The following is a 26,001-nucleotide window of genomic DNA, read 5'->3' as shown; positions in this document are numbered from 1 at the left end:
TCTGCGCATACTGCCTGTGCAAACCCGACAGACAGGAAAACTATAAAATGAAAGCGATTACTCTTTATCTGGAACAGCATGCCGCAGATATTCTGGCGGACATAAAAACGCTGGTGGCGGCTGAATCTCCCTCTGATGACAAATCTGCCGTTGACGCCTGCGGTGAAGTGCTGCAGCAGCTATTTCAGCAGCGTCTTAACGTGCGTGCGGAAATAACACCGCAGCAGCACTATGGTAATAACCTGAAATTTTCGCTGGGCGGACAAACGCCGCAGAGCACCATTATTGGCCATTTCGATACCGTCTGGAATAAAGGCGAGCTTACGCTGCGTGAAGAAGAGGGACGCCTGTACGGCCCCGGCATTCTCGATATGAAAGCGGGCCTGGTGCAGGCGATCTGGGCAGTACGCGCACTGCAGCAGCTTGATCTGCCAGGCTGGCAAAATGTGGTGTTTCTCTGCAACAGTGATGAGGAGCTGGGCAGCCCCGGTTCGCAGCAGTGGATTGAAACCCACGCCCGGGGCTCCGCCCAGGTATTTGTTGTCGAGCCAGCGGTAGCGGGCAGCGGCGCGCTGAAGGTCGCCCGCAAAGGCACCGGCCGCTATGACCTTACGCTGACCGGCCTGGCGGCGCACGCCGGCAACAATCCGGAAGAAGGTGCCAGCGCGGTGCTGGAGATGGCGCAGCAGATTCTGGCGCTGCACGCGCTCAACGCGCCCGAACGTGGCACTACGGTCAACGTCGGCGTTGCCAGCGGCGGCAGCCGGGCGAACGTGGTGGCGGATCGCGCGCGTCTGGAAGTGGATACGCGCGTCACCTCTGAAGAGGAGGCGGCCCGCCTGCACGCGGCAATTATGCAGCTCCAGCCGCATGACCCGCGCGTGACCCTGCATATCAGCGGTGAACAGGGGCGCCCGCCCATGCGCCAGAGCGCGGCATCACGCGCACTGTTTGCCCGCGCGGCGCACATCGGTCGTCAGCTGGGCCTGACGCTGGAAGGCGCCTCCGTGGGCGGCGGCAGCGACGGCAACTTTACCGCCGCACTCGGGCTGCCCACGCTGGATGGGCTGGGCGCCACCGGTGCCGGTATTCACGCGCGGCATGAGCATATTATTGTTGCGGAGGTGGTGCAGCGTACGGCGCTGCTGGCTGGCCTGCTGAGCGGAGAGACGCCATGACACAGATATCGCTGGAAAAACCGGACAGGGCTGTGCGCCAGCGGGAGGGCCTCAGCCCCTACCTGCTGCTGTTTATTATTCTGGCGCTGGCCGCCGTGGCGACCTGGATTATACCGGCGGGCGTCTACGATTATGAGACGCGCGACGGCATTAAGTTTGCCGTCAAAGAGAGTCTGCATGCGGTGCCGCAGAGCGGTGTGCTGCCGCTGGAGATCTTTATGGCGATCGCTGCGGGCATGGTTAAACAGGCCCCCATTATCTTTCTGATCCTGTTTACCGGAGGCGTACTGGCGGTAATCGAGAAAACCGGGGCGATAGCGACGGCTCTGCAGGCGCTGTCGCGCAGCAGCACGCTGAGTGATACGCGCATCATCATTATTTTCGCCGTGATTTTCTCGCTGCTCGGCACCACCGGCGTGGTCGTCAATGCGGTGGTCGCCTTTGTGCCGATCGGACTGCTGGTGGGGCGCTCACTCGGACTCTCCCCTATGCTTGGGGCCTCGCTGGTCTATCTGACCTGCGCCGCCGGATATAACGTCGCGATCCTGAATCCGGCCACCACCGGGCTGACGCAGCATCTGGCGCAGCTGCCGCTGTTCTCCGGCATGCTGCTGCGCGCCCTGACCTGCCTGCTGTTTGTGGTCAGCGCCGCGCTTTATCTGATCCACGCCGTGCGCCGTGCGCGTAAAAACGGTGAGTGCCGGCCCGCTATGTCTGCCGCTGCGGAGAGTATTGCTCCGGTAACCGGACGACATAAGCTGATTCTGGCGACCACGGCGCTGGCGCTGCTGCTCTTTATTGCCGGTACGGTGCGCTATCACTGGGGCACCCGTGAGATGTCAGCGATGTTTATTCTGCTGACTATTATCGTCGGACTGATGGGCCGTCTCTCAGGATCGGACATTGCCAACACCTTCCTGGCAGGCTGCGCCACGCTGGTCAAAGGGGCGTTTATCGTGGGGATGGCCGCTGCCATTTCACTGGTGCTGCAGCAGGGCAATGTCCTCGACCCGATCGTCGGATTTCTTTCCGATCTGCTGGAGCCGGTGCCCGCCTGGCTGGCAACGATCGGCATGTTTATCAGCGCCGCGCTGATCCACTTTGGTATCTCATCCGGCTCGGGAGAATCGGCGCTTCTGATCCCTATTTTCTCACCGCTGGGCGATAACCTTGGCCTGACGCGCCAGGTGATGGTGCAGTCGGTACTGCTGGGTGAAGGGATCGTCAACTGTATGAGCCCGACGTCCGGCGTGCTGATGGCGGTGCTCGCCACGGCAGGCGTTTCATTCGGTCAGTGGCTGCGCTTTGTTGCCCCGGTCATCGCAATCTGGTTTGTGATCTGTGTGGTGATGCTGCTGACAGGGGTCGCTATCAACTGGGGGCCGTTCTGACCCGACGCTTTTCAGGCAGCGCCGCCTGATACCAGGCGCTGCCGTATCCGGTGGCGGGGATCCGCTTATTTAGCGCGATCCTGTTTTCCCCGACGCCATATTGTTCTGGATCATCATTTATTTATTTATAAAAAGACGAACGTTAAAAATAGATATCAAGCTTCTGTGAGCCGTGACGATAGTAAATTGACGGCAGAGCACGCGTTCCGCCTCCCTCTGACCTGCATTTCATTATCTCACTAAAGGTGAATTTTATGGGCCTTGCTCACTCCCTCTCAAATATTAAAATCGGAAAGAAACTGGGAGCCGGTTTTATTATTGTGATAGCCGCCTCACTGGCAATCACTGTTATCGCATTTGATTGTTTTCGCAGCATTAAAGATAACTCAGCCCGGCGCACCGTGACGGTTGAGATGGTGAATACGCTCAGTAAAGCACGGCTGAATCGCACTCTGTATCAGTACACGAAAGATGAGCAGTTTGCCGTGCGGAACGTTGAGGCGCTGAAAGAATTTACCGCGCTTTATCAGCGTCTGGAAAGCTTTAGCTGGAACGCAGAGGGGCTGCAGAAAGTGAACCAGCTGGGTGAACTGATGCACAGCTATCAGGATCAGCGCGAAAAATTTATTGCCGCCGCTAAAGAAACCACCACGGCCTTCAGTGCAATTACGCCTGCCGCGCTGATTAAGCTGGCACATCAGCTGGAGTCGCTGAATCGCGGCCTGACGCCAGAGACCGCGCCGCCGGTTATGCAGCTTACGGCGACCCTCTACGATACCGCTAATATTGAAGAGAACTTCCTGAAAAATCCCGGCGAAACCAGCAGAGACGCCATCGCGGATAAATTTATCACCATCACCACCCTCACCGAACTGCTCGACAGTTTTAATCAGGGGGATATCACTACCGCAACGCAGGCCGTGCTGGCCACGGTCAATCAGCAGCGCCCCGCCCTGGGGCCCTACCTGAACGCTTTTAACAGCGAGAAAAGTGAATCCATCATCCTGACGGGCGCGGCGGAGCGGCTGAATGCGGGCGTGGCAGATATGTTCAGCTATCAGTCGCAGCTTTCTGCCTCGTTTATCAAAGGCGCTGAGTGGCGCATCGCTATCGCCGCCGCGATCTGCGTGGTGCTGAGCCTGCTGATTGCCTGGCGCATTACGCGCAGCATTACGCACCCGCTGCGTGAAACGCTCAGCGCGGCGCAGCGCATTGCCGCAGGCGATCTGACCACGTCGCTGAAAACCACCCGTGGCGATGAGCTGGGAGAGCTGATGCAGGCGGTTGACAGCATGAACCATAGCCTGCAGACGATTATCGCTAACGTGCGCAGCGGCGTCAGCAGCGTGGCGCGCGCCTCCGCAGAGATTGCCGCCGGCAATACCGATCTCTCTTCCCGCACCGAGCAGCAGAGTGCTGCCGTGGTGCAGACCGCCGCGAGTATGGAACAGCTGACCTCTACGGTGAAGCAGAACGCTGAGAATGCGCATCACGCCAGCCAGCTGGCGGCCGACGCCTCCGGCAATGCTGGCCGCGGCGGCGAGATTGTTCGCGACGTGATCGCTACCATGAGCGGTATCAGTCAGAGCTCCGGTAAAATTGGTGAAATCATCAATGTCATCAACAGTATCTCGTTCCAGACCAATATCCTGGCGCTGAACGCAGCGGTTGAAGCGGCGCGGGCCGGAGAACAGGGACGCGGTTTTGCCGTGGTAGCGGGCGAAGTCAGAAACCTGGCGCAGCGCAGCTCTGTGGCGGCAAAAGAGATTGAGACGCTGATCCGCGAATCACTGGATCGCGTCAGCGACGGCTCAGCGCTGGTGGATCGTGCCGGTACGACAATGAATGATATTGTGCAGTCGGTGACGCAGGTGCGCGACATTATGGGTGAGATTGCCGCCGCCTCTGATGAACAGAACCGGGGCATCTCGCAGATTGCGCAGGCGATGTCGGAGATGGATACCACCACCCAGCAGAATGCGGCTCTCGTTGAGGAGTCTTCTGCCGCAGCAAGCTCGCTGGAGTCGCAGGCGATTGAACTGGAGAAAACCGTGGCCATCTTCCGTCTTTCCGCGGAACAGGAAAATGCCGCCCGGGTTGCTCCGAAGCCCGTGCTGACGCCGTCGCCGGCTAAACCCCGGCCTGTGTCCACAGCGGACGCCAGCTGGGAAAGCTTTTAACCTGCGCCGACCAGAAAAAAGCCCGTAAGCGGATAAACCAGCTTACGGGCTGTATGTTTGCCGGCGTCAGGCTGTACGCCGGCCACCTATTATCCGATCAGAAATCGTAACCCACGGTCGCAACAATTGAGCGCTCAGCGCCCCAGTAGCAGTAGCCCGTGCCGTAGCAGGCGGCGACATATTCCCGGTCGGTGAGGTTATTGGCATTAACCTGTACATAAGCCCCTTTCAGCTGGCTGTTCCAGGCACCGAGATCGGCGCGGACCGACGCGTCAAACAGAGTGGCGGAAGGCAGGCGCCGGGTATTTTCATTATCAGCCCACTGTTTGCCGATGTAACGCACGCCGGCACCCACGCTCAGACCATAGTCAAACTGATATTTACTCCAGAGCGAAGCCATAGAGTTGGGGGTGACATATGGCGTGTGGCCATCGTTGCCATCCACCGAATCTTTATACCGTACGTGACTGAGGGTGTAGTTAGCGATGGTGCTGAGACGCGGCGTCAGCTGGGTATGCGCCTCCAGCTCCAGCCCCTGTGAATGCACTTTACCGGCAGGCACAAAATAAGAACCCTGCACAATACGGTTGCCGACATCTTTCTGCGTAAGATCGTACACCGCTGCGGTGTAGAGATCGGAGGTCCCCGGCGGCTGATATTTCACGCCCGCTTCATACTGCTCTGCGGTAGTGGGTTTCAGCAGGTTGCCGTTCTGGCCCGAGAGCGACTGCGGCGTAATAGCCTGGCTATAACTCACATAAGGTGAGACACCGTTGTCAAACGCATAAAGCAGCGCGGAACGACCGCCCACGTGGTCATCCTGACGCCGGTTTTTGGTCGCCTGATCGTAGTTCTCAGTCTGCGACACAATGCGGTCATAGCGGCCCGACAGGTCAAGATGCCACTTATCCCAGACCATCTCATCCTGCAGGTAGACGCCGGTCTGATAGTAGTAGCGCTGCGAGCGTTCGAAGGTATACACGTCGTTGGCACCCACGGAGGCCCCGGTCCGCGCATTCAGCTGACTGGCGTTGCCGCTTGCGTCATGCAGGTCGTTTTTATACTGATGGTATTCCGCGCCCAGCACCACTTTATGGTCTACTGCGCCGGTGGCGAAATCTGCTTCCAGCTGATTATCGATCGCGTACGCTTTCAGCGATGAGCGCGAGCCGGAGTAGTAGCGGTTCAGCAGATCTGAACTGTTCCCTGTCCAGCCGATTTGATACACCTGGTCGAGATCGACGTTTGAGTGAGAGTAGCTGGCATTAGAGCGGAACGCCCAGGTGTCATTAAAGCGGTGCGCAAATTCGGCGCTGTAGATCTGCTCGCGGCGTTTGAACTGGTCGAGTGAGCTCTGGCCGTCGTAGAAGCCATTGCTCAGCTTATAGCCGTTATGTTCGGTGATGCTGCCCTCACCCGGTACCGCGCTGTGGTAGCCGCCTGAGGGATCTTTCTGCAGATAGGCGCGCAGCAGCAGCGAGGTATCTTCCGACGGCTGCCAGAGCAGCGAGGGTGAAATCGCATATTTCTCCTCCCGCGTGTGTTCGTACTGGGTGTCGCTGTTGCGCGTAATACCGGTCAGGCGGAACGCCAGCTGATCGTTCAGCGCATCGGTGTAGTCAAAGGCGGCTGAAGTGGTGTTGTTGTTACCCGCCGAGAGACGGAAATGCCCTTCCTGCCGGAACTGCGGACGTTTTGACGTCTCCATCACCAGCCCGCCCGGCACCGTCTGACCATAAAGCGCAGATGAAGGACCTTTAATCACATCGATACGCTCCAGGAACCAGGGATCAACCTGCAGCACGTTATAGCTGCCGGGATCGCTCATGAGTCGCAGGCCATCCAGGAAGACATTGTCGACATCGCCACCGTGGAAACCGCGCAGTGATACCGTATCGTAACGCGACGCCGCACCGGCGAAGTTTGTAAAGGCGCCTGCGGTATAATTCAGCGCCTGATTTACGCTCATCGCGCCCTGATCTTCCATCTGCTGACGCGTCACCACTGAAACGGCCTGACCGGTAGTGATCAGCGGGCGATCGGTTTTAGTCGCGCCCTGGCTGGTTTTCGCCGTATAGCCGGTGGTGGGAGTCGTAGCCGTTTCAGCCGGCTGCGCGGTGACAACCAGAGTCTCAGCTGCATACAGCAGCGGTGATGCAGATAATGCGACGGAGCAGAACAGAACAGAACGCTTCAGAGTAAAAGGCACTCGCATGGTTAATTCCCTTAAAAACACGCAGTTCTCTCCGGTGCAGCCGGAGAGCCGATGGATGCCAGAGGCAATGGTAATGCTAATATTAATGAGAATTATTATCTTTTTGATAGTGGCATTTCAAGATGTGTCTGCAGTTAAATTTTCTGCCGGAAACCGGTTAAAAAGTGGGGGAATGGCTGAAAAGCGAGCCGCAGCTCGCTTTAGATAAATGCGTCAGGCCTGCTGCAGCGCGGGCTGCCGCCGCCGGTTTTCACGCAGAAATGCGCGGATCAGCCCCAGCCAGAGCAATCCGCAGGCCAGATTAATCAGGCTAAAGCCGGTACTGTAAAAGCTGAAATAGGCGTATTTTGCCGCTTCAATGCCGAGTGCAAAAATCAGAATTGTTACCATACCCACCATCGCTGCCACGCTGCCCTTGCCCGCCTGGCTGGAAAAAAGCGTCATACGATAGAGTCCGGCATTAACCAGTCCGGTGCCAAAACCATAAAGGCTCAGGCCGGCGGTCAGCCACAGATAGCTGTGCCGATCGGCTATGGTCGCGACTGCCGCCAGCGCAAGACCGGCTACCACCGGCCAGGCTCCCAGCTGCAGCGGTCGCTGGATCGGCAGCCGGCTGCTGAGGCGCCCCAGCGTCAGGTTACCGGCGATCATCGCCAGAAACACCGGCAGCTGCAGCAGCGCATACTCCATACGGCTCAGGCCGGCATCGTGCATCAGAATAACCGGCGACAGCGCTACCCAGGCGAGGCAGGGAATGGTCACCAGGCCGATTGCCAGCGAGCCGCGCATAACCTGGCGATCGCGCAGCAGCTGCCAGTAACCCCTGCCCAGCGCGCCGGGTGAGATCGAGCGCGTACGATCCCCTGCGGTTTCCGGCATAGTGCACCACAGGCCCAGCAGGGCCAGCGCCGTCACGCCGCCGAAGAGCCAGAACAGGGTGCGCCAGTCGCTGATAGTCAGAAAAGCGGCCCCGGCCAGCGGCCCGGCCAGCGGAGCCAGCAGCGCGACGTTTGCCATCAGCGCCATGATCTTCACGCTCAGCGCTTCACTGAACGCCTCCTGAATAGCGGCGTAGCCTACAGAGCCGATAAAGCACAGGCTGACTCCCTGCAGAAAGCGCAGCAGTACGAACTGCTCAATGCTCTGCACCCAGTGAGTGGCAATGCAGGTCAGCATAAAAAAAACGACGCCGCTAAGCAGCACCGGACGCCGCCCGATGCGATCGGAAAGCGGCCCCAGCAGCCACTGCAGCATCATACCGCCGATCAGATAGGCGGTTAGCGAAGCGGAAACCCACTCAGGTCCGGCACCAAACTCCTCAGTGACCAGCAGCATGCCGGGCTGGATCATGTCATGCGCGATATAGGTGGCGAATTCAAACAGTACCAGCGAGAGCGGAAAAATTATGCGGCGGCGCGTGAGCTGCGACACCGGTTCATACAGGGCCATTACCGATCCTTACCCGTTGCAGAATGATAAAAAACGCGGTTGCCGGAGCAACCGCGTCACAGATGTCAGCCAGCGAACGCCTTATCAGCGCCAGCGGGCAATCGGGTTATCCAGCGTACCGGCAAACTTGAGATTTTCCGCCGGGTCGGTGAGGTTAATCATCTGCTGATTATTCGCCAGCTGCAGCCGGTTAAGGCAGGAGCGGGTAAACGCCGGGGTAAACATATCAAAGCGTGCAAATTTAGCTGCCAGCTGCGGATGCGCCTGCTGATACTCTTTCACGCACTGCGCTACCGCCTGCCAGAACTGATCCTGCGACAGCGTACCGGCGTCGTGCAGAATGGCGCTGATAAAGCGGAAAATGCAGTCGAATACGTCGGTAAAAATCGACAGTAACTTGAGATCGTCCGGCACATCCACTGCCAGTCGGCTCACTTTTTCCGGCAGTTGCGCGTCCGGATCCATGACGGCAATCTCTTCACCAATATCTTTCATGTAGGCGCTGACCGGCACATTGTTCTCCAGCAGCACGATCAGGTTTTCGCCGTGGGGCATAAACACTAAATCGTGCTGGTAGAAGCAGTGCAGCAGCGGGCTGAGATAGCAGTTCAGATAGCGCGCCACCCACTCTTTTGCCGGCAGGCCTGAGTCAGCGATCAGCGCTGGTAACAGCGCCTGCTGGTGGTGATCAACATGCAGGAGTGCGGCCATCGTCATCAGGCGCTGACCCGGCTGCAGGCGGGCTGCCGGATTATCCCGCCACAGCGCAGCAAACATCTTTTTATAGGCGGAATCGCCGCTGATAGCCTGCTCGTAGTAACGGTTGTGATAGCCCACCGCCGCAACCTCCCGCAAAATACGGAAATCACAGCGCTGCAGCCACGCATCCCTGCTGACCAGCTGTTCCAGCCACTCGTTAATCGCGGGCGTGGTCGCCATATAATAGGGTGAGAGACCGCGCATAAAGCCCATGTTAAGCACCGACAGCGCGGTTTTGACGTAGCGCTTCGCGGGCTGACTGCGGTTAAAGAAGGTGCGGATCGATTGCTGCGCCTGATAGCGATCGTCGCCCTCGCCGAGCCAGACGATATCCTGCTGAGCAATATCGGCCGCGAATACCGTCAGCAGTTTGTTTTGCCACTGCCACGGATGCACCGGCATCAGGATATACTCATCCGCATTCAGCCCGCGCGCGCTCAGCTGCTCTGTAAACCGCGCCAGAGTCTCCGCGCCCAGCTCATCACGCATCAGCTGCTCATAACTCAGCGTACTCAGACTGGAAAAATGGGCGTTGCGCTGATGTACCGCAACCCAGATAAGCTGGACCGGTGCGGCGGCCTCTGGCGCAAAAGCGAGATAATCGCGGGCGTCAAAACCAATGCGGCCATTATTGGCGACAAAACAGGGGTGCCCCTCGGTCATTGCCGCCTCAATGGTCTGGAAATCAGCGTGCACCAGAGCCTGCGCATCCGGATTCTGCTTCTGCAGCTTATAGACGCTGCTGCTGAGCGTGCTGCTGATCTCTTCCATATAGGTTGCCAGCAGCGCCTGCGGAATGCCGATTTGCTGATTAAACTCCACGATAAACTGCAGCGCATCCAGCGTCAGCGGCCGGCCATTTTCCTGCTTCAGCAGTGACGCGGCGTCAATATTCCAGTGGTCCAGCGCCAGACGTTCTGCGCGGAACTGATAATGTGCTTCGCCGCCCGGTACGGCCAACGTATAGCAGCCTGCGCCGTTTTCAACGGGCGTAACCAGCTTTTCGTGGGCAAACTCGCTTATCGCTTTGCGGATCAGCATCCGGTTTGCCTGTGCCCAGTTATCGCCCGTAAGGTGGGATCCTGTCAGCAGCGCAGAGGGTGTGTTCATGGTCAAAATATCCTGCTCCAGAGCCTGTTGATAATCTTCCCGCTGGCAAAACGCCAGCCAGGCGGTTTTATGCCCGAGATCGAGCGTGTGCTGATAGCGAAAGCCGGCCCGTTTATTCAGCCGGTGAATTTTCTCATTGCGTACGTCAGGCTCCACCACCACGCGTCCGACCTGCGGCAGACTGAACAGGTATCCCATGGCAACGGTAAAGACCTGCCAGCTGAACTGCGGAATGGGTGTGCTGGCGGGCGCAATCAGAATATGCATCCCGTAATCATCGGGCGCGGCCGGATAGAACCGTCCGATTTCATCCTCGGTGGCGCGGTAGCACTCCATCAGAAACACCGGCTGCCCTTCACAGCAGCCAATCAGGGCGGCGTGGGGATTATTTGCGGTCAGCCCGTGATAAAAAGCGGCGACCTGCTCCAGGGTGTCGTTCTGCATGCCCCAGAAGCGGGCGTAGTCGCGCGTTACCCAGCTGTGGATCAGTGCGGCATCGGCGGCCTGCATCGGGCGCAGGCTAAAGGTGCCTGCCGGTCGCTGAACGCGGTAAATCATCTCTGTGCTCATGTCAGCGCTCCGTCTGTGCCGGGAAAGTCTGAAACGCGATCTGCCGCTCTATCGGATAAACCTCGCGTCCGGTAATTTCGCGCAAAATAACGGAGTTGCGATAGCAGGCCATGCCGAGATCCGGCGTCACAAAACCGTGCGTATGCAGCTCTGCGTTTTGCACAAAGATTTGATTGTGATGATCGATACTGTAATTACGCTGCACATCGTAGCGCCCCTGCTCGTCCCAGCGCAGCCGCTGACTGATGCCTTCGATAAACATCGGCGGACGGTAGTGATAGCCGGTTGCCATCACCAGCCCTTCGGTACGACGGGTAAAGGCGCACTCCTGCTCCTGCTGCCAGAGCGAGAGTTCAAACTCCCCTGCCGGCAGCCAGCGCAGATCGGTCAGCGCTGAGTGTGTGAAGAGATTGACGTCGAGCGGGCCGTCGAGCTGTTTGACGTACATCAGATCATAAATATCGTTGATCAGGCTGCTGTTGATACCTTTATAGAGATTCTTGTGGTCTGCATTCAGCCGGTCGCGCTTCGCCGGCGGCAGCGCATGAAAATAGTCCACCCACTCCGGTGAGGTCATCTCCAGCGTCAGCTTGGTGTACTCCAGCGGATAGAAGCGCGGCGCACGGGTGATCCAGTTCAGCTGATAATCAAACCGGTCGATATCGCTGAGCAGGTCATAGTAAATTTCAGCCGCGCTCTGACCGCTGCCCAGCACGGTGACAGACCGCTTCTGCTGCAGCTCTGCTTTGTTTTTCAGATAGTCGCTGGAGTGCGTAATATGCTGACGATGCGGCTGACTGCACTCCGGGAGCCAGGCCACCGGACCGGTGCCGAGGATCAGATGACGCGTCAGCCACTCTTCGGTCGCGCCGCTCTGATTATTCACCGCCTGAACGCGATAAACCGCCCGCTCCGCATCATAACTTACGTACTCAACGTGACGGTTCCAGCGCAGGTTACTGAGGCGCTCGCAGGCCCACTGGCAATACTGGTTATACTCTTTACGCATCAGGAAAAAGTCTTCCCGGATGTAGAATGAGTAGAGTTTTCCTTTCTCTTTCATGTAATTCAGCAGGCTGTAAGGGCTGGTGGGGTCAGCCAGCGTCACCAGGTCGGCCATAAACGGCGTCTGCAGGTGTGCGCTTTCCAGCATCATGCCGGTGTGCCAGTCAAAACCCGCATTCTGATCGAGAAATACGCCGTTGAGTCCCTCTACCGGTTCGCTGAGACAGGCCAGTCCAAGGTTGAACGGGCCGATACCGATGCCTATAAAATCGTAAACGGTGTTATTCATAACAGAGTTCTCACTGATTTGCCGCGTGGAGCGCGGTCGTGCGCAGCTGATCGCGCCCGTAATGCGCAACCAGGTTAATCACCTCTTCCAGATCTGCCGCGGTGGTGGCAGGATTTAACAGGGTGAATTTCAGATACTGCCGGCCGTCGACTTTCGTGCCTGCCACAATTGCATTGCCGGAACGGAACAGCGCTTTACGGATCGCAGCGTTGATATCGTCGAGCTGCGGGCCGCTGAGCGACTGGCGCGGCACAAAGCGGAAGATTTGCGTGGTGAGTTCTGGTGCGTGCAGCACCTCGATTGCCGGATGCGCGCGCAGCAGCTGATGCGCACGCTGTGCAAGGTCAATCAGCGAGTCAAACGCTTCACCCAGCGCGGCCGGGCCCATGATGCGCAGCGTCAGCCACATCTTCAGTGCATCAAAGCGACGCGTGGTCTGAATACTTTTGTTGACCAGGTTTGGCGTCCCTTCCTGCTGCGCGCTCAGTGGATTGAGATAGTCAGCATGGTGCGTAACATGTTTCAGATGGTCTTTGTTACGGACAAAGAACGCCCCGCAGCTTACCGTCTGGAAGAACGATTTGTGGTAATCAACGGTGACTGAGTCTGCCTGTTCAATACCGCGCAGACGCTGGCGGTGCTGTTCTGAAACCAGCAGACCACAGCCATAGGCGGCATCAACGTGCATCCATAATCCATTGCGCTGACACAGCGCGGCGATCTTTTCCAGCGGATCGATGCTGCCAAAATCGGTGGTGCCGCTGGTTGCTACCACCGCAATCGGGATCAGCCCCTCTTCGCGGCAGCGCTGGATTTCGTGCTCCAGCATACCCGCATCCATACGGTAATCGGCATCATGGTCAACCGGCACAACGGCATCGTAGCCCAGGCCGAGGATCGCCATCGATTTCTGGATACTGAAATGACTCAATTTAGACGTGAATACGCGCCACTTACCGGCGGTTTCAGGCAGGCCGCGATATTTGATCAGATGCCCCGGATGATGCGCCTCGCACCAGCTGTCGCGAGCCAGCAGCATTGCCATCAGGTTTGACTGCGTACCACCACTGGTGAAAATACCGTCCGCAGCGGCGGGCAGGCCGATACGCTCCAGCGTCCAGTCGATAACTTTTTGCTCAATTAGCGTACCGCCGGCACTCTGATCCCAGGTATCGACAGAACTGTTGACGGCGGCCATCACCTGCTCTGCCATCAGCGACGGCAGGACGACCGGGCAATTCAGATGCGCAACATATTTAGGATGGTGAAACCAGACCGCATCGCGCAGATAGAGCTGAGACAGCTCGGCCAGTGCAGCTTCGTTATTGCCCAGCGGAGAATTAAGATCCACACTGCGGAACTCGTCTGCCAGCTCGTGCGGCAGAATACCGCTAAACGGCTTTTCTACGCCCTGCACAGTCTGGGTCAGCAGCTTAAGCACCTCCTGCGTCTGTCCGGCCCAGGCGTCAAGTTGACGTTCGTTAAAAAGCCAGCTCTCCGGCTCGCCTGACTGTGGCTCAGAGGTTACGATTGGTAATGATTGCGCAGATGAACGTGTAAACATAATCCTTTCCTGTTACTGAAACTCTTCAAATCCTGCTGACAAATAAGACAACAGGTGTCATAGGCTCTGTTGCTTCTGCAAAAACCCAAAAAAAATAAGTTATAAAAATCATCAGCTTACGCCATTGAACGGCATACATGTGCAAAACAGCATTAGTCAGCCTTAAAATTTGAATGCGATTATAAATGATAATTATTATCATTCAATAGGGTAATTTCAGTAAATTTTACATCAACGTTTCTGAAGGGTGATTTTGTGATCTGTGTCACAATTCCACTTAAGGCACGGGAAAATACCCTTTCACTGTGTGGTTTTACGCCTCACAGATGATCAACGGGATGCAAAACGTTGCACAGGGCTTATCTGAAGGAGGCATTAAAGAGGATGTAATATAAGTGTTGCTAAACCGGAACAGGTGTGGCTTAATAGCGTCATCGGTTTGGAATACAGACCTTATGAAGCAGTTTTAGTAAAGCAGTCCTCAGTTCAAGTGTTATCCACAGATACCCCTTCTTCATGAGCCTCCTCCTAAGTGCCCAATAAGTAACGCTCTGATACAGGCCACCATCGCCATAGTTTATGGCTCATCAATTAAGGAAGTATCTATGTCTAACAAAATGACTGGTTTAGTAAAATGGTTCAACGCAGATAAAGGTTTCGGCTTTATCACTCCTGAAGATGGCAGCAAAGACGTGTTCGTACACTTCTCTGCAATCCAGAGTGACAGCTTTAAAACCCTGGACGAAGGCCAGAAGGTCTCTTTCACCATCGAGAATGGTGCTAAAGGTCCGGCTGCTGGTAACGTTACCGCACTGTAATCTGCGCTGACAATCGGCAGCGCTTACGATAGCGATGAAGACAGTAGTCTGAGCAGTTAAATGCTGCTGATAAAAAAACCCGCCTTGTGCGGGTTTTTTTGTGCGCGTAACCGGACTAAAAAGATCCCGACACCCGGCTGGGCGTATCGGGCAGGCACAAGCGCCAGTGAAATTCGCGACTTAGAAAAGTACGCAAACGCACTATAACACAGCTTACCCGCCGTCTCGCTTTACTTAGCTGTAAATATATGTGGCAGCGCTGCTACTTCTTCTTGCTGATAAGCGATTTCAGATCGGCAAACGGGTTATATGTCGCGGTACCAACCTCATCCTGTGCATCCTCTCCTGCCACCACTCGCGTACCATACTGATCGGCTTCGGTATATTTTGAGTGTTCATGATCGTGGCAGTAGAGGCAAAGCAGCTCCCAGTTGCTGCCATCTTCCGGGTTATTGGTATGATCGTGATCGATATGGTGTACCGTCAGCTCGCGCAGGTTTGAGTAAACGAACTCGCGCGCACAGCGCCCGCACACCCATGGATAAATTTTAAGTGCTTTCTCACGGTAGCCGCTCTCCAGCCGCGAGTAGTTTTTCGGAATAACTGCCATTAATGTATGCCTGTACTTAGCGTGATTATTTCAACGATCAGCAGGCTAGCCCGATTGTACGTTGATAGCAAGCAGCACGTTTTTTTAACGAACCGCCAAGTTAAAAAGACGCCTTAGCGGGCAATAAAACATGACTCAGATCTATATTTAAAATTTATTTTCTCTATGGCATTATATATACCAGCAATCATTGCTGTAACGTATTACTGCCTGCGGCTTTGTGCTGACTGGCATATTTTATCTGTGGAGAAAACCTATTGAAACCGGTTGATGTACAACCTATTAACGACATTAATCAGGCGATAGGACGCGCCGTGACTACCCTTATTGCAGCGGGCATGCCCGTTGAAAAATATGCCATTCTGGCGGAGTTACAAGAGTCTGAAGCGCAGGCTATTGATGGCGTTAAGAAAATTTATGGTGAAGCCATTCAATTTATATCAGTCCAGATGAGTTAATAGTTTATCTCCAGATATCTTACCTGCGCTAAATAAGCGCAGCGGTAAAATTATCGCTGCGCTTATTTGCTGTCCCACCCGTTTTTTTTATTTAATCAGCAGATGTCCGAAACGCAATCGCGTTTATAATGCATTCCTGCCACGTTATAAAGACGACCGTTCTGTCGCATTAGCCGGGCTACCCTGACCAGAGGCAGCATGCCACTCTGTGACCAGCTGCCGGATGAGTTCCGCCGCCGGCAGTTCGCGTACCAGTGCTGCTCCCTCTCCCGCCCAGTATGCCCCAAACCCTGCCTCGCCCTGCGCCAGTGCAGCCTTAGCCAGCGCCTTACCCAGTGAATAAGCCAGCGGATAAGCAGGGATCTCGGTGCGGGGGATATCGCGCGTAATAGTGCAGAATGCGTTGCGCAGCGCGCGCGCTTCACGACCGGAAATTGCCGCAGTCATGGTAGTACCCGTTACAGCGGCATACCGGAGCGCCTGACGCCAGGCGGGTGCAGTAGCGGATTCAGGGCAGAGAAGAAAAGCGGTACCGGCCTGTACGCCGCTGGCACCCAGAGCCTGCATTGCTGCGATTGCTGCACCGTTCATAATCCCGCCTGCGGCAATCACCGGCAGCGTAACCCGCGCACAGATGGCCTGTACCAGCGTCAGCGTGGAGAGCTGATGATCCTCCTCATCGACGGCAAAACTGCCGCGATGGCCACCTGCTTCATAGCCCTGCGCCACAATCATATCCACTCCCTGCTGCGCGATCGCTTCCGCTTCCGCCACGCTGGTGGCTGTTGCCAGGGTCACTATCCGGCAGGCTTTCAGCCGTCGCAGAGTATCCGCCGGTGGCAAACCAAAATGAAAACTCACGACCGCCGGACGCGTTTCCTCAATGACCTGCAGCACCGCTTCATGACCGCAAAAAGTGGGATAGATCTCCTCCAGATTCACGGGAACCTGAGCGCCGAGAGCAGCAAAACGATCGGCGAAACGTGCTATCCACGCCTTTTCGACTGCGTCGTTGCGCAGGGCGGGCGGATGGCAAAACAGATTGACGTTAAAAGGCTGCCGGGTAAGCGCCTGAGTCTGCCGTATAAGGCGTGCAGCCTCTTCCGCAGAGGAGGCGCCCAGTCCCAGCGAGCCAAGCGCACCGGCATTGCTGACTGCAGCAGCCAGTTCCGGGGTTGAAACGCCTGCCATCGGGGCCTGGATAATCGGATAGCGCAGATTTAATTCTTTACACAGGGATGTCGTCATCACAAAGCTCTCCGTCAGTAGCTGCCATTCTGCTTATCCGCTCTCTGTAGCAGAGATAACCTATATTTTATTTACATCTTTAACAAGCAGCCTGATCCACTCTGCTGCAGCGACATATTGCCTGACAGCGCAGCACCCGGCTGATTTCAGACCGCTGACGGTAAAATCCCCCCGCTGCGTTTTAATTAGAAAATTTACTCAGTTTTTGTTTTCCGCCGTCGATAACATATATTCAGCACCACATTTATTGCCAGCACCGGGAATCTGAACTTCAAAAAAAACCCCCTGACTGATGCCCGTTTACGCTTAACGGCTGCCGGCGCTCAGGACAACATGGAAATCGGGGGGAAACATCCGGCGCGGCACAGGCTCTGCGCTGAATGAAATTACGCGACCCTTTGTAAGGCGATCGCGCTACTTAACTGCACACTATCTGACAGAGGTCATCTATGTTTGGGGTGAAAACTTCACGCCTGGCGCTGCCGTTCAGCCACAGCGCCAGCGTTCATCGTGATATCAATGCTATCAGACAGCATGTTGCCTGGATTGAATTTACGCCGGATGGTGAAATTGTTGATGCTAACGCGCTGTTTCTGACGCTGACGGGGTATCAGCTGCAGGAGATCCAGGGCCAGCACCATCGCCTCTTCTGTTCACCGCTTTACAGTCAGACAGCGGGCTATCGCCGTTTCTGGCAAACGCTGGCGCGGGGTGAGTCAATCACCGGCATTTTTGAGCGCTTCGATCGTCAGCAGCAGCGTTTCTACCTGAGCGCGACCTACTTTCCGGTCAGCGATGATAAAGGCCGGGTGTATAAGGTGATCAAAGTCGCCAGCGATATCACCGCGCGCCATCAGGAGCTGGAGCATAAAGAGGCGGTTATCACCGCGCTGGATCGCTCCATGGCGGTGATTGAATTTACACCTGAGGGCGAGATCCTCAGCGCCAACGCCAATTTTCTGCAGCATATGGGGTATAGCAGTGAAGAGATTGTTGGTCAGCATCACCGACTGTTCTGCTATGACGATTTTTATCACGCTCAGCCCGATTTCTGGCAAAAAATGGCGCGCGGGCAACATTTTGTCGGTCGTTTTGAGCGTAAAACCGCCAGCGGTGAGCGCATCTGGCTGGAGGCGAGCTATAACCCGGTAGTGGATGCGGATGGGCGGGTCTATAAAGTTATTAAAATTGCCTCTGATATCACCGCGCGCGTGGAGGCCGCAAAGCGTGTGGCAGATATAGCCCTCACCACGTCAGGTGAAACGTCGCAAATCACCGACAACGCCAACGACGTTCTGGACGAAACCGTACGCAATTCAGGTCTGGTGGCCCAGCGGGTTAATGCTGCGACGGAAATTGGCGTTCAGCTTAATGCGTCTGCCAGAAATATTGGCGAGGTGGTTAACACGATTAATCTCATCGCGTCACAAACAAATATTCTGGCGTTGAACGCCGCCATTGAGTCTGCGCGTGCCGGTGACGCAGGCCGCGGCTTCAGCGTGGTTGCCGCTGAAGTACGTCGTCTGGCTGCTTCCACCGCTGCCGCGACCCGGCAAATTACCGAAGTGGTGCAGCAAAACAGCCTGCTGATAAAAGAGATGTATCAGCAGCTGGATGAGGTGCGTGAGTTTGTCGTAGCTGAGCAGGAAAAAATCGGCATGCTGTCGCGCAGCCTGCGGGAAATTAACAGCGGCGTTCACGAATTTGTTAACGTTATCCACCGCCTGGATGTCTGAAACCAGCGGGAGGCTTTCGCCTCCCGCCCGCTACTCTATGCCGCTGCCTGCGGCCGGTGCGACCGGCTGCCGTTTTTTCTGCAGCGCCCGGCGCAGCGCCGGCTCCGCGTAGCGGGTAATGACATACGCAACACCGGCCAGCACGATAACCATTACCGGCGGCATGATCATCATGACAGTGTCACTTTTGACATAGCGGTTAAGCTTAATCAGCATCGCAATCATCAGGTTTTCATGAATCAGATAGAGCGCATAACTGACAAAGCCCATAGCGGTAAAGAGTCGCAGCGAAAGAAAGTGCTGGATCCGCTGCAGCCTGAAGCTGGCGATGAAAAACAGCAGCATCGCTACCAGCGGCACCAGCGCGAGTGCCCCGCTGTTTTTCACGTAATAGCTAAAGTTGATCAGCAGCGCAACGGCTACCAGCAGATAGTGGTAGCGCCTGTCACGCCCATGCAGACGCTCGTAGACCAGACAGCCCACCATAAACCAGGCGTAATGAATAAATCCCAGTTTGGAGATGATATCCACCAGCAGCGGATAGCCGAGTGACTTAATGACTGACGCACCGGAAAGTAACAGCATCGGTAAAATCAGCGCCGGCAGGCAATATTTACGTCCCGCAGTGAAATAGACAGCGCCGATAATCAGATAAAACAGGGCTTCAACATAAAGCGACCAGAAAGAACCCGCCATAGAGTGAAACGAAATGCCGGTCAGCTGCGTCAGCGTTTCCGGATTAATAAACAGCAGACCCGGCAGCAGATTTTTCACATAGGGGGTCATAAGAGACCACTCCGGAAAAAATCCGCCGGCCAGAAAAAGCAGCAGGCTGGCAATAAGCATCGCCGGGAAGAGCCGCAGCCAGCGCTTCTGCAGAAAGCCCGAATAGCTCTCCGATCGGTCAAGCGTCATAAAAATAACAAAGCCCGAGATCATAAAAAAGAGCTGCACTCCAGCCCAGCCAAAAGAAAAGAGCGGCAGATGCTGAGTGGTGGCGACATAAGGCAGCAGTTCTGGCCAGCGCGCCCAGGCGTGATAGGCGATAACCATCAGAATAGCGAAACCGCGCATACCGTCGAGGTGAGTGATACGAGCCTGCATGATGTTCTCAGTGACAATAATAAATAGACATAAGTCAAATTAACATTGACGCAGATTTACATTCAATAAGGCTTATTCCTATTAAGATTAAATTTATATTAAGTAAACAGCAAAATGTTATAAAAATTTCTGGCTACTCATTCCGGGTATTTGATACCTCTGCTATGCCTGCAGAGCTGGCTATACTTGAACCTGAGCACTGAAACGCCCATTTATTCAGGTCCGTTTATTACATATCACCCGACAGATTCAGTTTTACTGCCTGCATCTTTTTATGCACCAGCTCTCCGGCAGGGCTGTCACAGCGCAACATCACGTTCACGCATCAGGTTTTGCCAGCCTGTGCCGATAACCTGAACATACTTTTGTAATGTCATTTTAACTGGCGTATTAAGCCTATGATAGCGATGACCTCTCTTGTCGATTCTCCCACACGCGGGCAAATGCGTGATCTGATCCGTCAGCCTATGATGATGATGGTACTGCTGATCCTGCTGGCATTTGCCGGGGCGTTTATCAGCCTGATATTTATCGCCAGCGATTTAAACCGCCAATCCGATCGCCAGCAATCTTTGCTGCTGGACAAAGCACTGCAGACGCGGCAGGCGGTCATGCAGTTTCACCTCTCTGATAACGCCGAGTGGGGCGAGGCGTACCAGAATCTGCATCGTACGCTGAATCGCAGCTGGGCATGGGATAATCAGAATCTTGGCGCCTCGCTGTTTGATACCTTTGCCTATGAGGGGGTATTTGTTATCTCACCGCAGGATGAAACGCGCTACAGCGTAATCCGTGGGCAGCCGGAAGAGAGAACGCCCTCTCTCTGGCTGGGCGCCGATCCCCTGCCCCGGATTAAAACGCAGCTGCAGGCGAGCGCGGGTAAAGCGATCAGCGACTACGTGCTGGCAAAGGGGCAGCTCACACTCTACAGCGCGGCGTGGATCACCCCAGGAGGCGACCGCAGCGTAACGGCGCTGCCTGGTCCGCCTTCGCTGATGATTTTCACCGATCGCCTGACGCCACAGAAGCTGCTTAAGCTGGGTCATGAGTATGGTATTCAGAACCTCCATCTGGATACCTCGCCTGCCGGCCAGCCAGCCTCTCCCGCTCTGCTGCTCTCCGTGGGTGACAAGCGCGTTGCGCTGGTCTGGCGCAGCGCAAATCCTGGCGGCGCGCTGCTGACCGGATTGCTGCCTCTGCTGGTGCTGATTATGCTGCTCTCACTGTTTACCGCGCTGATGCTGATGCGCAGCGCGCTGCGTAAAGCGCAGCTTAATGATGAGAGCGCCTGGCTACTGGGACAGAGCCAGCTCGCCCTGAGCGCCAGCGAACGACGCTTCCGTGACATCGCCGAAACCACTACGGACTGGATCTGGGAAATGGACAGCCAGCTGCGCTTTGTCTGGATTTCAGGGCGGTTTCCGGTCGTCACCGGTTTCAGCAGTCAGGAGTGGATACAGCGTACGCTGGCGGATTTTCTGCTGGATTACGCGAAATATCGCAGCCGTCTGACGCTGTTTCAGCAATCCGGTGGTCAGTTGACGCTGACCGGTTGCCGCTACCGCTCCGCGCAGGGGCACGTGCGCTACTGTAACCTGACGCTGAAAGAGGTGATGCTGACCCAGGGCGTCAGCGGTTTCCGCGGCAGCGCTACGGATATCACGCTCGAGTATGAGGCGCAGGCGCGGGCGCACTACCTCTCCCATTTTGATGAGCTGACCGGGCTGGCTAACCGGGTGCAGATGCAGGAGTTTCTGACGGGCAAACTCAGCCTGCCGTCCGATCCGCAACATCGCCTGGCGATTATCATGATCGATCTGGATAAATTTAAGCCGGTCAACGATATCTACGGTCACACCGCAGGCGACAAAGTTCTGCATGAGGTATCGGACCGTATCCGCGCCTGTCTCGGCAGTCACGGACTGGCGGCACGCCTGGGGGGCGATGAGTTTGTGGCGATCCTGCCTGAAATGAACAGCCGCGATCGTATTATCGCGCTGTGTCAGCAGCTGATAGCACGTATCAACGATGCGTTTGAGGTGTGTGACAACACGCTGCACATTGGCGCCAGTCTCGGCATTGCGCTGGCGCCGCAGGACGCCGATAACGCCAGCGATCTGCTGCGTTATGCCGATATCGCGCTGTATAAGGCGAAAAACAGCGGACGCAATCAGTGGGTCTTTTTCGATCGCGATATGGAAGAGAAGATTGTGCAGCGCCGCGAGCTGGAGCATGAGCTGCGCGATGCGATTAACAGCGAGCAGCTGGCGCTGGTTTACCAGGCGCGCTATGAGCTGGCAGCCGGACAGGTTACGGCAGTTGAGGCGCTGGTACGCTGGCAGCATCCGCGGCTGGGTCTGCTGATGCCCGATCAGTTCATCCCACTGGCGGAAGAGACCGGCCTGATTGGCGCGCTGAGCGACTGGGTGCTGCTGCGCGCCTGCAGCGATATTGTTAAGTTTGAGCCGGCGCTCTCTGTGTCAGTTAATATCTCAGCGACGGAACTCCAGAATGATGCGCTGCCGTCACGTATTGCCCAGGTGCTGCAGCTCAGCGGCCTGCCCAATCACCGGCTGGAGATAGAAGTGACGGAAAACGCGCTGCTGAGCGATCCGGAGAAAACGCTGGCGACGATGCAGGCGGTTAAAGCGCTTGGCGTAAAATTCCTGATTGACGATTTCGGCACCGGTTACGCCTCGCTCTGCTATCTGCGCGCGTTTCCGTTTGATGGCCTCAAGATCGATAAATCGTTTATTTTCCCGCTGGGTGAATCCCCGCAGGCGCGTCAGGTAGTAGAAAATATGATTGGGCTGGGTAAAGCCTATTCACTGTCGGTTACGGCTGAAGGGGTGGAAACTCCCGGACATATGGCGCAGCTGCAGGCGCTCTCCTGCGACGCGGTACAGGGTTACTATATCGGACGTCCGGGTCCGCTGGCGCAGATTGCGATGGTGCTGCCGGAAGATAGTCCGATGCGGAAAAATGCGGCGGTCCCTCGCCAGCGACATTTATAGCGGTTTATGCGCCGTCTCTTTCGCTTTCCACAGGGCAAGCAGCGTGATCAGCAGCGCCAGCGACACGTAAAGTGATACCCAGAGCGTGTTGCCCGACTCACGGTAAAGCGAGGTGATGATCAGCGGCGCGAAGCCGCCGCCGATGATACCGGCCAGCGTATAGGCGAGCGAAGAGCCGGCGTAGCGGACGTGGCCGGGAAACTGTTCGGTCACGAAAGCCGCCTGCGGACCATACATAATCGCATGGATCAGTAACCCGACGATTACCGCCAGCACAATCAGTACCGGCTGCGAGCTGTCGAGCAGAACAAAAAAGACAAAGCTCCAGATCACGCCCAGCAGTGCGCCAGCGATATAGACCGGGCGACGCCCCAGCCGATCGGATAAAGCACCAAACATCGGCACCGTAATCGCATTGCCGATGGCGCCGAGCATAGTCGCCAGCAGCGCTACCGGACGCGGCAGCTCCAGCACCGTGGTGACGTAGGTCAGCGTAAAGACCACCACCAGCGCATACAGCACGTCAGATCCGATGCGTGAACCACCGGCAATCAGCAGCGCGCGCGGATGATGGGTAAACACCTCTTTAAGCGGAGCCTGCGTGGTTTTATCTGCCTGTTTCATCGCCTTAAAGGTGGGTGTCTCATCTACGCCGCGGCGCAGCCACAGCCCAAACATCACCAGCAGCAGGCTGAGCAGGAAGGGTATACGCCAGCCCCATGCCTGAAACGCCTCGCCGCTCAGTGACAGGGTCACAAGCGTAATAAAGCCGGTGCCGATAAGCGTACCGCACGACGGCCCTACCTGCGCAAACGAGGCGTTACGCCCGCGCTTGCTGGCGTCACCATGCTCCATCGAGAGCAGTACCGCACCGGCCCATTCCCCGCCCAGCGCTATGCCCTGAATAAACCGCAGCGCGACCAGCAGCACCGGACTCCAGATCCCCCAGCTGGCGTAGCCGGGCAGCATACCCATCAGCGCGGTCGTGACGCCCATGATAACCAGCGTAGTGACCAGCACCGCTTTGCGTCCGGCCACGTCGCCAAGATGCCCAAAGATAAAGCCACCTACCGGACGGGAGACATAGCCAACGGCATACGTTGAGAACGCCAGAATGGTGCCGACCAGCGGATCGAAGCTGGGGAAAAATACATGATTAAACACCAGCGCCGCCATGATGTTATAGACGGTGAAATCGTACCACTCCAGCGCCGTACCGATAGAGCTGGCGGCTGCCAGCCGCCGGGTTTTACTGGCGCCCGTAGCGGCAGAGTGCGTGACGTCAGGCTGTGAAACCTGTGACAGTGCAGAGTCATTATTACTCATAGGAGATCTCCTGTCGGGTAAGCTGCCAGCTCAGCGCGTAGCGCTCTACATCAGCATGGAAAGTGTGCGCGGCCATAGCAGCCAGCGTGACAGAGGCGGTTTCATCAGCGCAGTGCAGCAGCAGCATGGCGTGCATTGGACGATCGGCATCGGTTTCGCGCGGCAACGGCGTGCTGAGTGACACATCCGGCGTCAGCAGGCAGGAGGAGATATAGCCCGGCACCTGCTGCAGCTGCAGCTGCCACGCCTGCAGCGCCGCGCCGTCAGTGGATGCGGGCAGGGTCAGAATAGCGAGATGCGCGCCCTGACCCCGGCCATGCCGGTGTGTCACTGCGCAAACCCGTCGCTTCGGATTAATCATCCGGTTGAGATTAGTGACTGACCATTCCGTCTGGCGCGTAAAGGCGGCGTGGTAGGCGGCGCTGGTAAAAGTCTCCAGCGATGCAGTTTCATAAAGCCCCAGATAGCGGCGCGCTGCCGCTACGGCACGATAACGCGTACCGCTGAGAAAGCCTTCGATGGCGACGCGCTCTTCAACATGCTCATGGTCATACCATTGGTTAAAATCAGCATCATCTTCGGGTGCCACGCTGGTGGCGACAAACAGCATACCGTGGGGATTATTCATGATGTAAACCTCGTTGCAGGGCAGATTCGGCAGCAGCGGCCCAGCTAAGCAGCGCTGCATCCTGGTTGTGAACTGACGCCAGCATCAGGCCGGCAGGCGCCTCGCCGGGCGTATGGCAGGGCAGTGAAATGGCGCAGCCATCCAGCATGTTGATGACGCTGGTGTTGCGCAGCATCAGCAGGTTGACTTCGCGGTAGCGCTCTTCATCATCCAGTTCGGCAATGGTGGGTGCGATCAGCGGCACGGTGGGCATCAGCAGCGCGTCAAAGGGCAACAGGAAATCGCTGACCTGCTGCTGCCACGTCCGGCGCAGCTGATACAGCTGCTCCGCATCCTGCGCCGTCAGCGCGCTGCCGCGCCGTATCCGCAGCAGCACCTGCGGATCGTACTCTGCCGGGGCTCTCTCCACCCACGCCTGGTGCCACTGCCAGGCTTCATACGCGGTGATACCGCCGCGCGCATTGAGGGTATCGAGCTCGTCCAGCAGAGGCATCGGCTGCTCTGCCAGCATCGCACCCGCCTCGCGCAGTATCCTGAGCGCGCGCTGCCAGGCTGCGCTGACGCTCTCATCCAGACCGTCGAGCACGCGGGTTTGAGGAATAAGAAAATGTGCGTCAGCCAGACTGCGCGGCCCGAGCGTCAGCGGTGCATCGGCGATAACGCTGTCCAGCAGCCAGCAGCTCCGCACGTCATGAGCAATCGTCCCGATACTGTCGAGCGACGGTGCCAGCGGCAGCGTGCCCCGCTGGTCAATACGGCTGGCGCTGGGCTTAAAGCCGGTCAGACCGCAGAGTGCGGCCGGAATACGTACTGAGCCGCCGGTATCCGTGCCTGCGGAGCCAGCTGACATACCGTCCGCAACCGCGACCGCCGCACCGGATGATGAACCGCCCGGAATGCGTTTTTCCTGCCGCCGCCACGGGTTAGCGGGCGTGCCGTAATGCGGATTAATGCCCAGCCCGGAAAAGGCAAATTCCGTCATAGTGGTTTTGCCCACGATCACAGCGCCCGCCTGCAGCAGGCGCTGCACAATAGTGGCGTCAGCCGTCGCGTGCGGGAGGCCGGGCAGCCGCGATCCGGCGAGCGTGGGGGAGCCTGCAACGTCGAACAGATCTTTAATACTGACCGGCACGCCATCAAGTGGTGAGCGCGCCGCGCCGCGTGCCCGGCGCGCATCGGCAGCGATGGCCAGCTGCTGCGCCTGCTCCGCCCATACCTGAGTAAACGCGCGCGCGCCCTCGCCCTGCTCCGCCTGAATCGCCGCCAGCGCCTGTGCCGTCAGCGCCACCGATGTGGTTTCGCCCGCCTGCAGCTGCTGACTCGCCTGCCATAATGTTGTCATAAGGCGC

18 protein-coding genes are annotated in these 26,001 nt (G+C 56.8%); 7 read left to right on the top strand and 11 right to left on the bottom strand.

Annotated elements, in window-relative coordinates:
- Positions 1–47: 47 nt before the first annotated feature.
- The 3 genes from B4M48_RS04080 to B4M48_RS04070 all read left to right on the top strand — a co-directional run bounded on the left by B4M48_RS04080 (position 48) and on the right by B4M48_RS04070 (position 4,749).
- Positions 48–1,178, top strand: coding sequence for a M20 family metallopeptidase (locus B4M48_RS04080; RefSeq protein ID WP_040113508.1), 1,131 nt, complete (start codon positions 48–50; stop codon positions 1,176–1,178).
- Positions 1,175–2,569 (top strand): YfcC family protein, encoded by a 1,395-nt coding sequence (locus tag B4M48_RS04075; RefSeq protein ID WP_040113509.1) that lies wholly within the window; start codon positions 1,175–1,177, stop codon positions 2,567–2,569. Before B4M48_RS04080 ends, B4M48_RS04075 begins: the two co-directional genes overlap by 4 nt.
- Before the next feature lie 254 nt (positions 2,570–2,823).
- Complete coding sequence (locus tag B4M48_RS04070; protein ID WP_288656019.1) at positions 2,824–4,749, top strand: methyl-accepting chemotaxis protein; 1,926 nt, start codon at positions 2,824–2,826, stop codon at positions 4,747–4,749.
- Between the two features lie 97 nt (positions 4,750–4,846).
- Here B4M48_RS04070 and B4M48_RS04065 read toward each other — a convergent pair whose 3' ends face one another.
- From B4M48_RS04065 to B4M48_RS04045, 5 genes are all read right to left on the bottom strand, one after another.
- On the bottom strand, positions 4,847–6,964 hold the full coding sequence (locus B4M48_RS04065) for a TonB-dependent siderophore receptor (RefSeq protein ID WP_288656016.1): 2,118 nt from the start codon (positions 6,962–6,964) through the stop codon (positions 4,847–4,849).
- Positions 6,965–7,177: 213 nt separating this feature from the next.
- A complete protein-coding gene (locus B4M48_RS04060; RefSeq protein ID WP_283341052.1) occupies positions 7,178–8,413 on the bottom strand; it encodes an MFS transporter in 1,236 nt (411 codons plus the stop codon).
- 84 nt (positions 8,414–8,497) lie between these two features.
- Entirely contained in the window at positions 8,498–10,852 is a 2,355-nt protein-coding gene (locus B4M48_RS04055) for a GNAT family N-acetyltransferase (protein WP_283341051.1), read from the bottom strand.
- Between the two features lies 1 nt (position 10,853).
- Positions 10,854–12,146, bottom strand: coding sequence for a lysine N(6)-hydroxylase/L-ornithine N(5)-oxygenase family protein (locus tag B4M48_RS04050; RefSeq protein WP_288656013.1), 1,293 nt, complete (start codon positions 12,144–12,146; stop codon positions 10,854–10,856).
- 10 nt (positions 12,147–12,156) lie between these two features.
- A complete protein-coding gene (locus tag B4M48_RS04045) occupies positions 12,157–13,710 on the bottom strand; it encodes a pyridoxal phosphate-dependent decarboxylase family protein (RefSeq protein WP_283341049.1) in 1,554 nt (517 codons plus the stop codon).
- A 605-nt stretch (positions 13,711–14,315) separates the two neighbouring features.
- On the opposite strand from B4M48_RS04045, the gene cspE reads away from it, so the two are divergent.
- The gene (cspE, locus tag B4M48_RS04040; protein WP_040113517.1) at positions 14,316–14,528 is read left to right on the top strand and encodes a transcription antiterminator/RNA stability regulator CspE; all 213 of its coding nucleotides are present in this window, start codon (positions 14,316–14,318) and stop codon (positions 14,526–14,528) included.
- A gap of 262 nt (positions 14,529–14,790) precedes the next feature.
- On the opposite strand, the gene yajD is transcribed toward cspE, so the two are convergent.
- Positions 14,791–15,138: an HNH nuclease YajD gene (gene yajD, locus B4M48_RS04035; protein WP_040113518.1), complete on the bottom strand. Its 348-nt coding sequence runs from the start codon at positions 15,136–15,138 to the stop codon at positions 14,791–14,793.
- Between the two features lie 257 nt (positions 15,139–15,395).
- On the opposite strand from yajD, the gene B4M48_RS04030 reads away from it, so the two are divergent.
- The gene (locus tag B4M48_RS04030; RefSeq protein ID WP_052246548.1) at positions 15,396–15,596 is read left to right on the top strand and encodes a hypothetical protein; all 201 of its coding nucleotides are present in this window, start codon (positions 15,396–15,398) and stop codon (positions 15,594–15,596) included.
- A gap of 144 nt (positions 15,597–15,740) precedes the next feature.
- On the opposite strand, the gene B4M48_RS04025 is transcribed toward B4M48_RS04030, so the two are convergent.
- Positions 15,741–16,862, bottom strand: coding sequence for an NAD(P)H-dependent flavin oxidoreductase (locus B4M48_RS04025; protein WP_288656172.1), 1,122 nt, complete (start codon positions 16,860–16,862; stop codon positions 15,741–15,743).
- Between the two features lie 431 nt (positions 16,863–17,293).
- Between B4M48_RS04025 and B4M48_RS04020 the strand changes: the two genes are divergently transcribed.
- On the top strand, positions 17,294–18,580 hold the full coding sequence (locus B4M48_RS04020) for a methyl-accepting chemotaxis protein (RefSeq protein WP_040113520.1): 1,287 nt from the start codon (positions 17,294–17,296) through the stop codon (positions 18,578–18,580).
- 30 nt (positions 18,581–18,610) lie between these two features.
- Here B4M48_RS04020 and B4M48_RS04015 read toward each other — a convergent pair whose 3' ends face one another.
- Positions 18,611–19,684, bottom strand: coding sequence for an acyltransferase family protein (locus tag B4M48_RS04015; protein WP_040113521.1), 1,074 nt, complete (start codon positions 19,682–19,684; stop codon positions 18,611–18,613).
- A 443-nt stretch (positions 19,685–20,127) separates the two neighbouring features.
- Here B4M48_RS04015 and B4M48_RS04010 point away from each other — a divergent pair, with 443 nt between their 5' ends.
- Positions 20,128–22,698, top strand: coding sequence for a bifunctional diguanylate cyclase/phosphodiesterase (locus B4M48_RS04010; protein ID WP_286876612.1), 2,571 nt, complete (start codon positions 20,128–20,130; stop codon positions 22,696–22,698).
- Here the strand turns inward: B4M48_RS04010 and B4M48_RS04005 are convergent.
- From B4M48_RS04005 to B4M48_RS03995, 3 genes are read right to left on the bottom strand one after another with little or no spacing between them, the layout of a single operon-like run.
- The gene (locus B4M48_RS04005) at positions 22,693–24,024 is read right to left on the bottom strand and encodes an MFS transporter (protein WP_040113522.1); all 1,332 of its coding nucleotides are present in this window, start codon (positions 24,022–24,024) and stop codon (positions 22,693–22,695) included. The genes B4M48_RS04010 and B4M48_RS04005 overlap by 6 nt on opposite strands.
- Positions 24,017–24,652, bottom strand: a complete 636-nt coding sequence (locus tag B4M48_RS04000; protein ID WP_288656007.1) for a DUF4286 family protein — start codon at positions 24,650–24,652, stop codon at positions 24,017–24,019. The genes B4M48_RS04005 and B4M48_RS04000 overlap by 8 nt, the downstream gene beginning before the upstream one ends.
- Positions 24,645–25,994 carry an amidase gene (locus tag B4M48_RS03995; RefSeq protein ID WP_040113885.1) on the bottom strand — a complete coding sequence of 450 codons (1,350 nt, stop codon included), beginning with the start codon at positions 25,992–25,994 and terminating at the stop codon, positions 24,645–24,647. Before B4M48_RS03995 ends, B4M48_RS04000 begins: the two co-directional genes overlap by 8 nt.
- Between the last annotated feature and the right edge of the window lie 7 nt (positions 25,995–26,001).

This window comes from Pantoea sp. UBA6567 (assembly GCF_002434165.1).
GTDB classification, from domain to species: Bacteria; Pseudomonadota; Gammaproteobacteria; order Enterobacterales; family Enterobacteriaceae; genus Pantoea; species Pantoea eucrina.
Note: the sequence above shows the minus strand (reverse complement) of the source record. Positions and strands in the feature narration are given on the sequence as shown.

Bases quoted from the DNA above. Each gene is read 5' to 3' on its own strand.
- B4M48_RS04070 (WP_288656019.1), top strand. From the start codon at position 2,824: ATGGGCCTTGCTCACTCCCTCTCAAATATTAAAATCGGAAAGAAACTG.
- B4M48_RS04045 (WP_283341049.1), bottom strand. From the start codon at position 13,710: ATGTTTACACGTTCATCTGCGCAATCATTACCAATCGTAACCTCTGAG.
- yajD (WP_040113518.1), bottom strand. From the start codon at position 15,138: ATGGCAGTTATTCCGAAAAACTACTCGCGGCTGGAGAGCGGCTACCGT.
- B4M48_RS04005 (WP_040113522.1), bottom strand. From the start codon at position 24,024: ATGAGTAATAATGACTCTGCACTGTCACAGGTTTCACAGCCTGACGTC.
- B4M48_RS04015 (WP_040113521.1), bottom strand. From the start codon at position 19,684: ATGCAGGCTCGTATCACTCACCTCGACGGTATGCGCGGTTTCGCTATT.
- B4M48_RS04010 (WP_286876612.1), top strand. From the start codon at position 20,128: ATGCGTGATCTGATCCGTCAGCCTATGATGATGATGGTACTGCTGATC.
- B4M48_RS04020 (WP_040113520.1), top strand. From the start codon at position 17,294: ATGTTTGGGGTGAAAACTTCACGCCTGGCGCTGCCGTTCAGCCACAGC.
- cspE (WP_040113517.1), top strand. From the start codon at position 14,316: ATGTCTAACAAAATGACTGGTTTAGTAAAATGGTTCAACGCAGATAAA.
- B4M48_RS03995 (WP_040113885.1), bottom strand. From the start codon at position 25,994: ATGACAACATTATGGCAGGCGAGTCAGCAGCTGCAGGCGGGCGAAACC.
- B4M48_RS04060 (WP_283341052.1), bottom strand. From the start codon at position 8,413: ATGGCCCTGTATGAACCGGTGTCGCAGCTCACGCGCCGCCGCATAATT.
- B4M48_RS04075 (WP_040113509.1), top strand. From the start codon at position 1,175: ATGACACAGATATCGCTGGAAAAACCGGACAGGGCTGTGCGCCAGCGG.
- B4M48_RS04000 (WP_288656007.1), bottom strand. From the start codon at position 24,652: ATGAATAATCCCCACGGTATGCTGTTTGTCGCCACCAGCGTGGCACCC.
- B4M48_RS04055 (WP_283341051.1), bottom strand. From the start codon at position 10,852: ATGAGCACAGAGATGATTTACCGCGTTCAGCGACCGGCAGGCACCTTT.
- B4M48_RS04050 (WP_288656013.1), bottom strand. From the start codon at position 12,146: ATGAATAACACCGTTTACGATTTTATAGGCATCGGTATCGGCCCGTTC.
- B4M48_RS04065 (WP_288656016.1), bottom strand. From the start codon at position 6,964: ATGCGAGTGCCTTTTACTCTGAAGCGTTCTGTTCTGTTCTGCTCCGTC.
- B4M48_RS04080 (WP_040113508.1), top strand. From the start codon at position 48: ATGAAAGCGATTACTCTTTATCTGGAACAGCATGCCGCAGATATTCTG.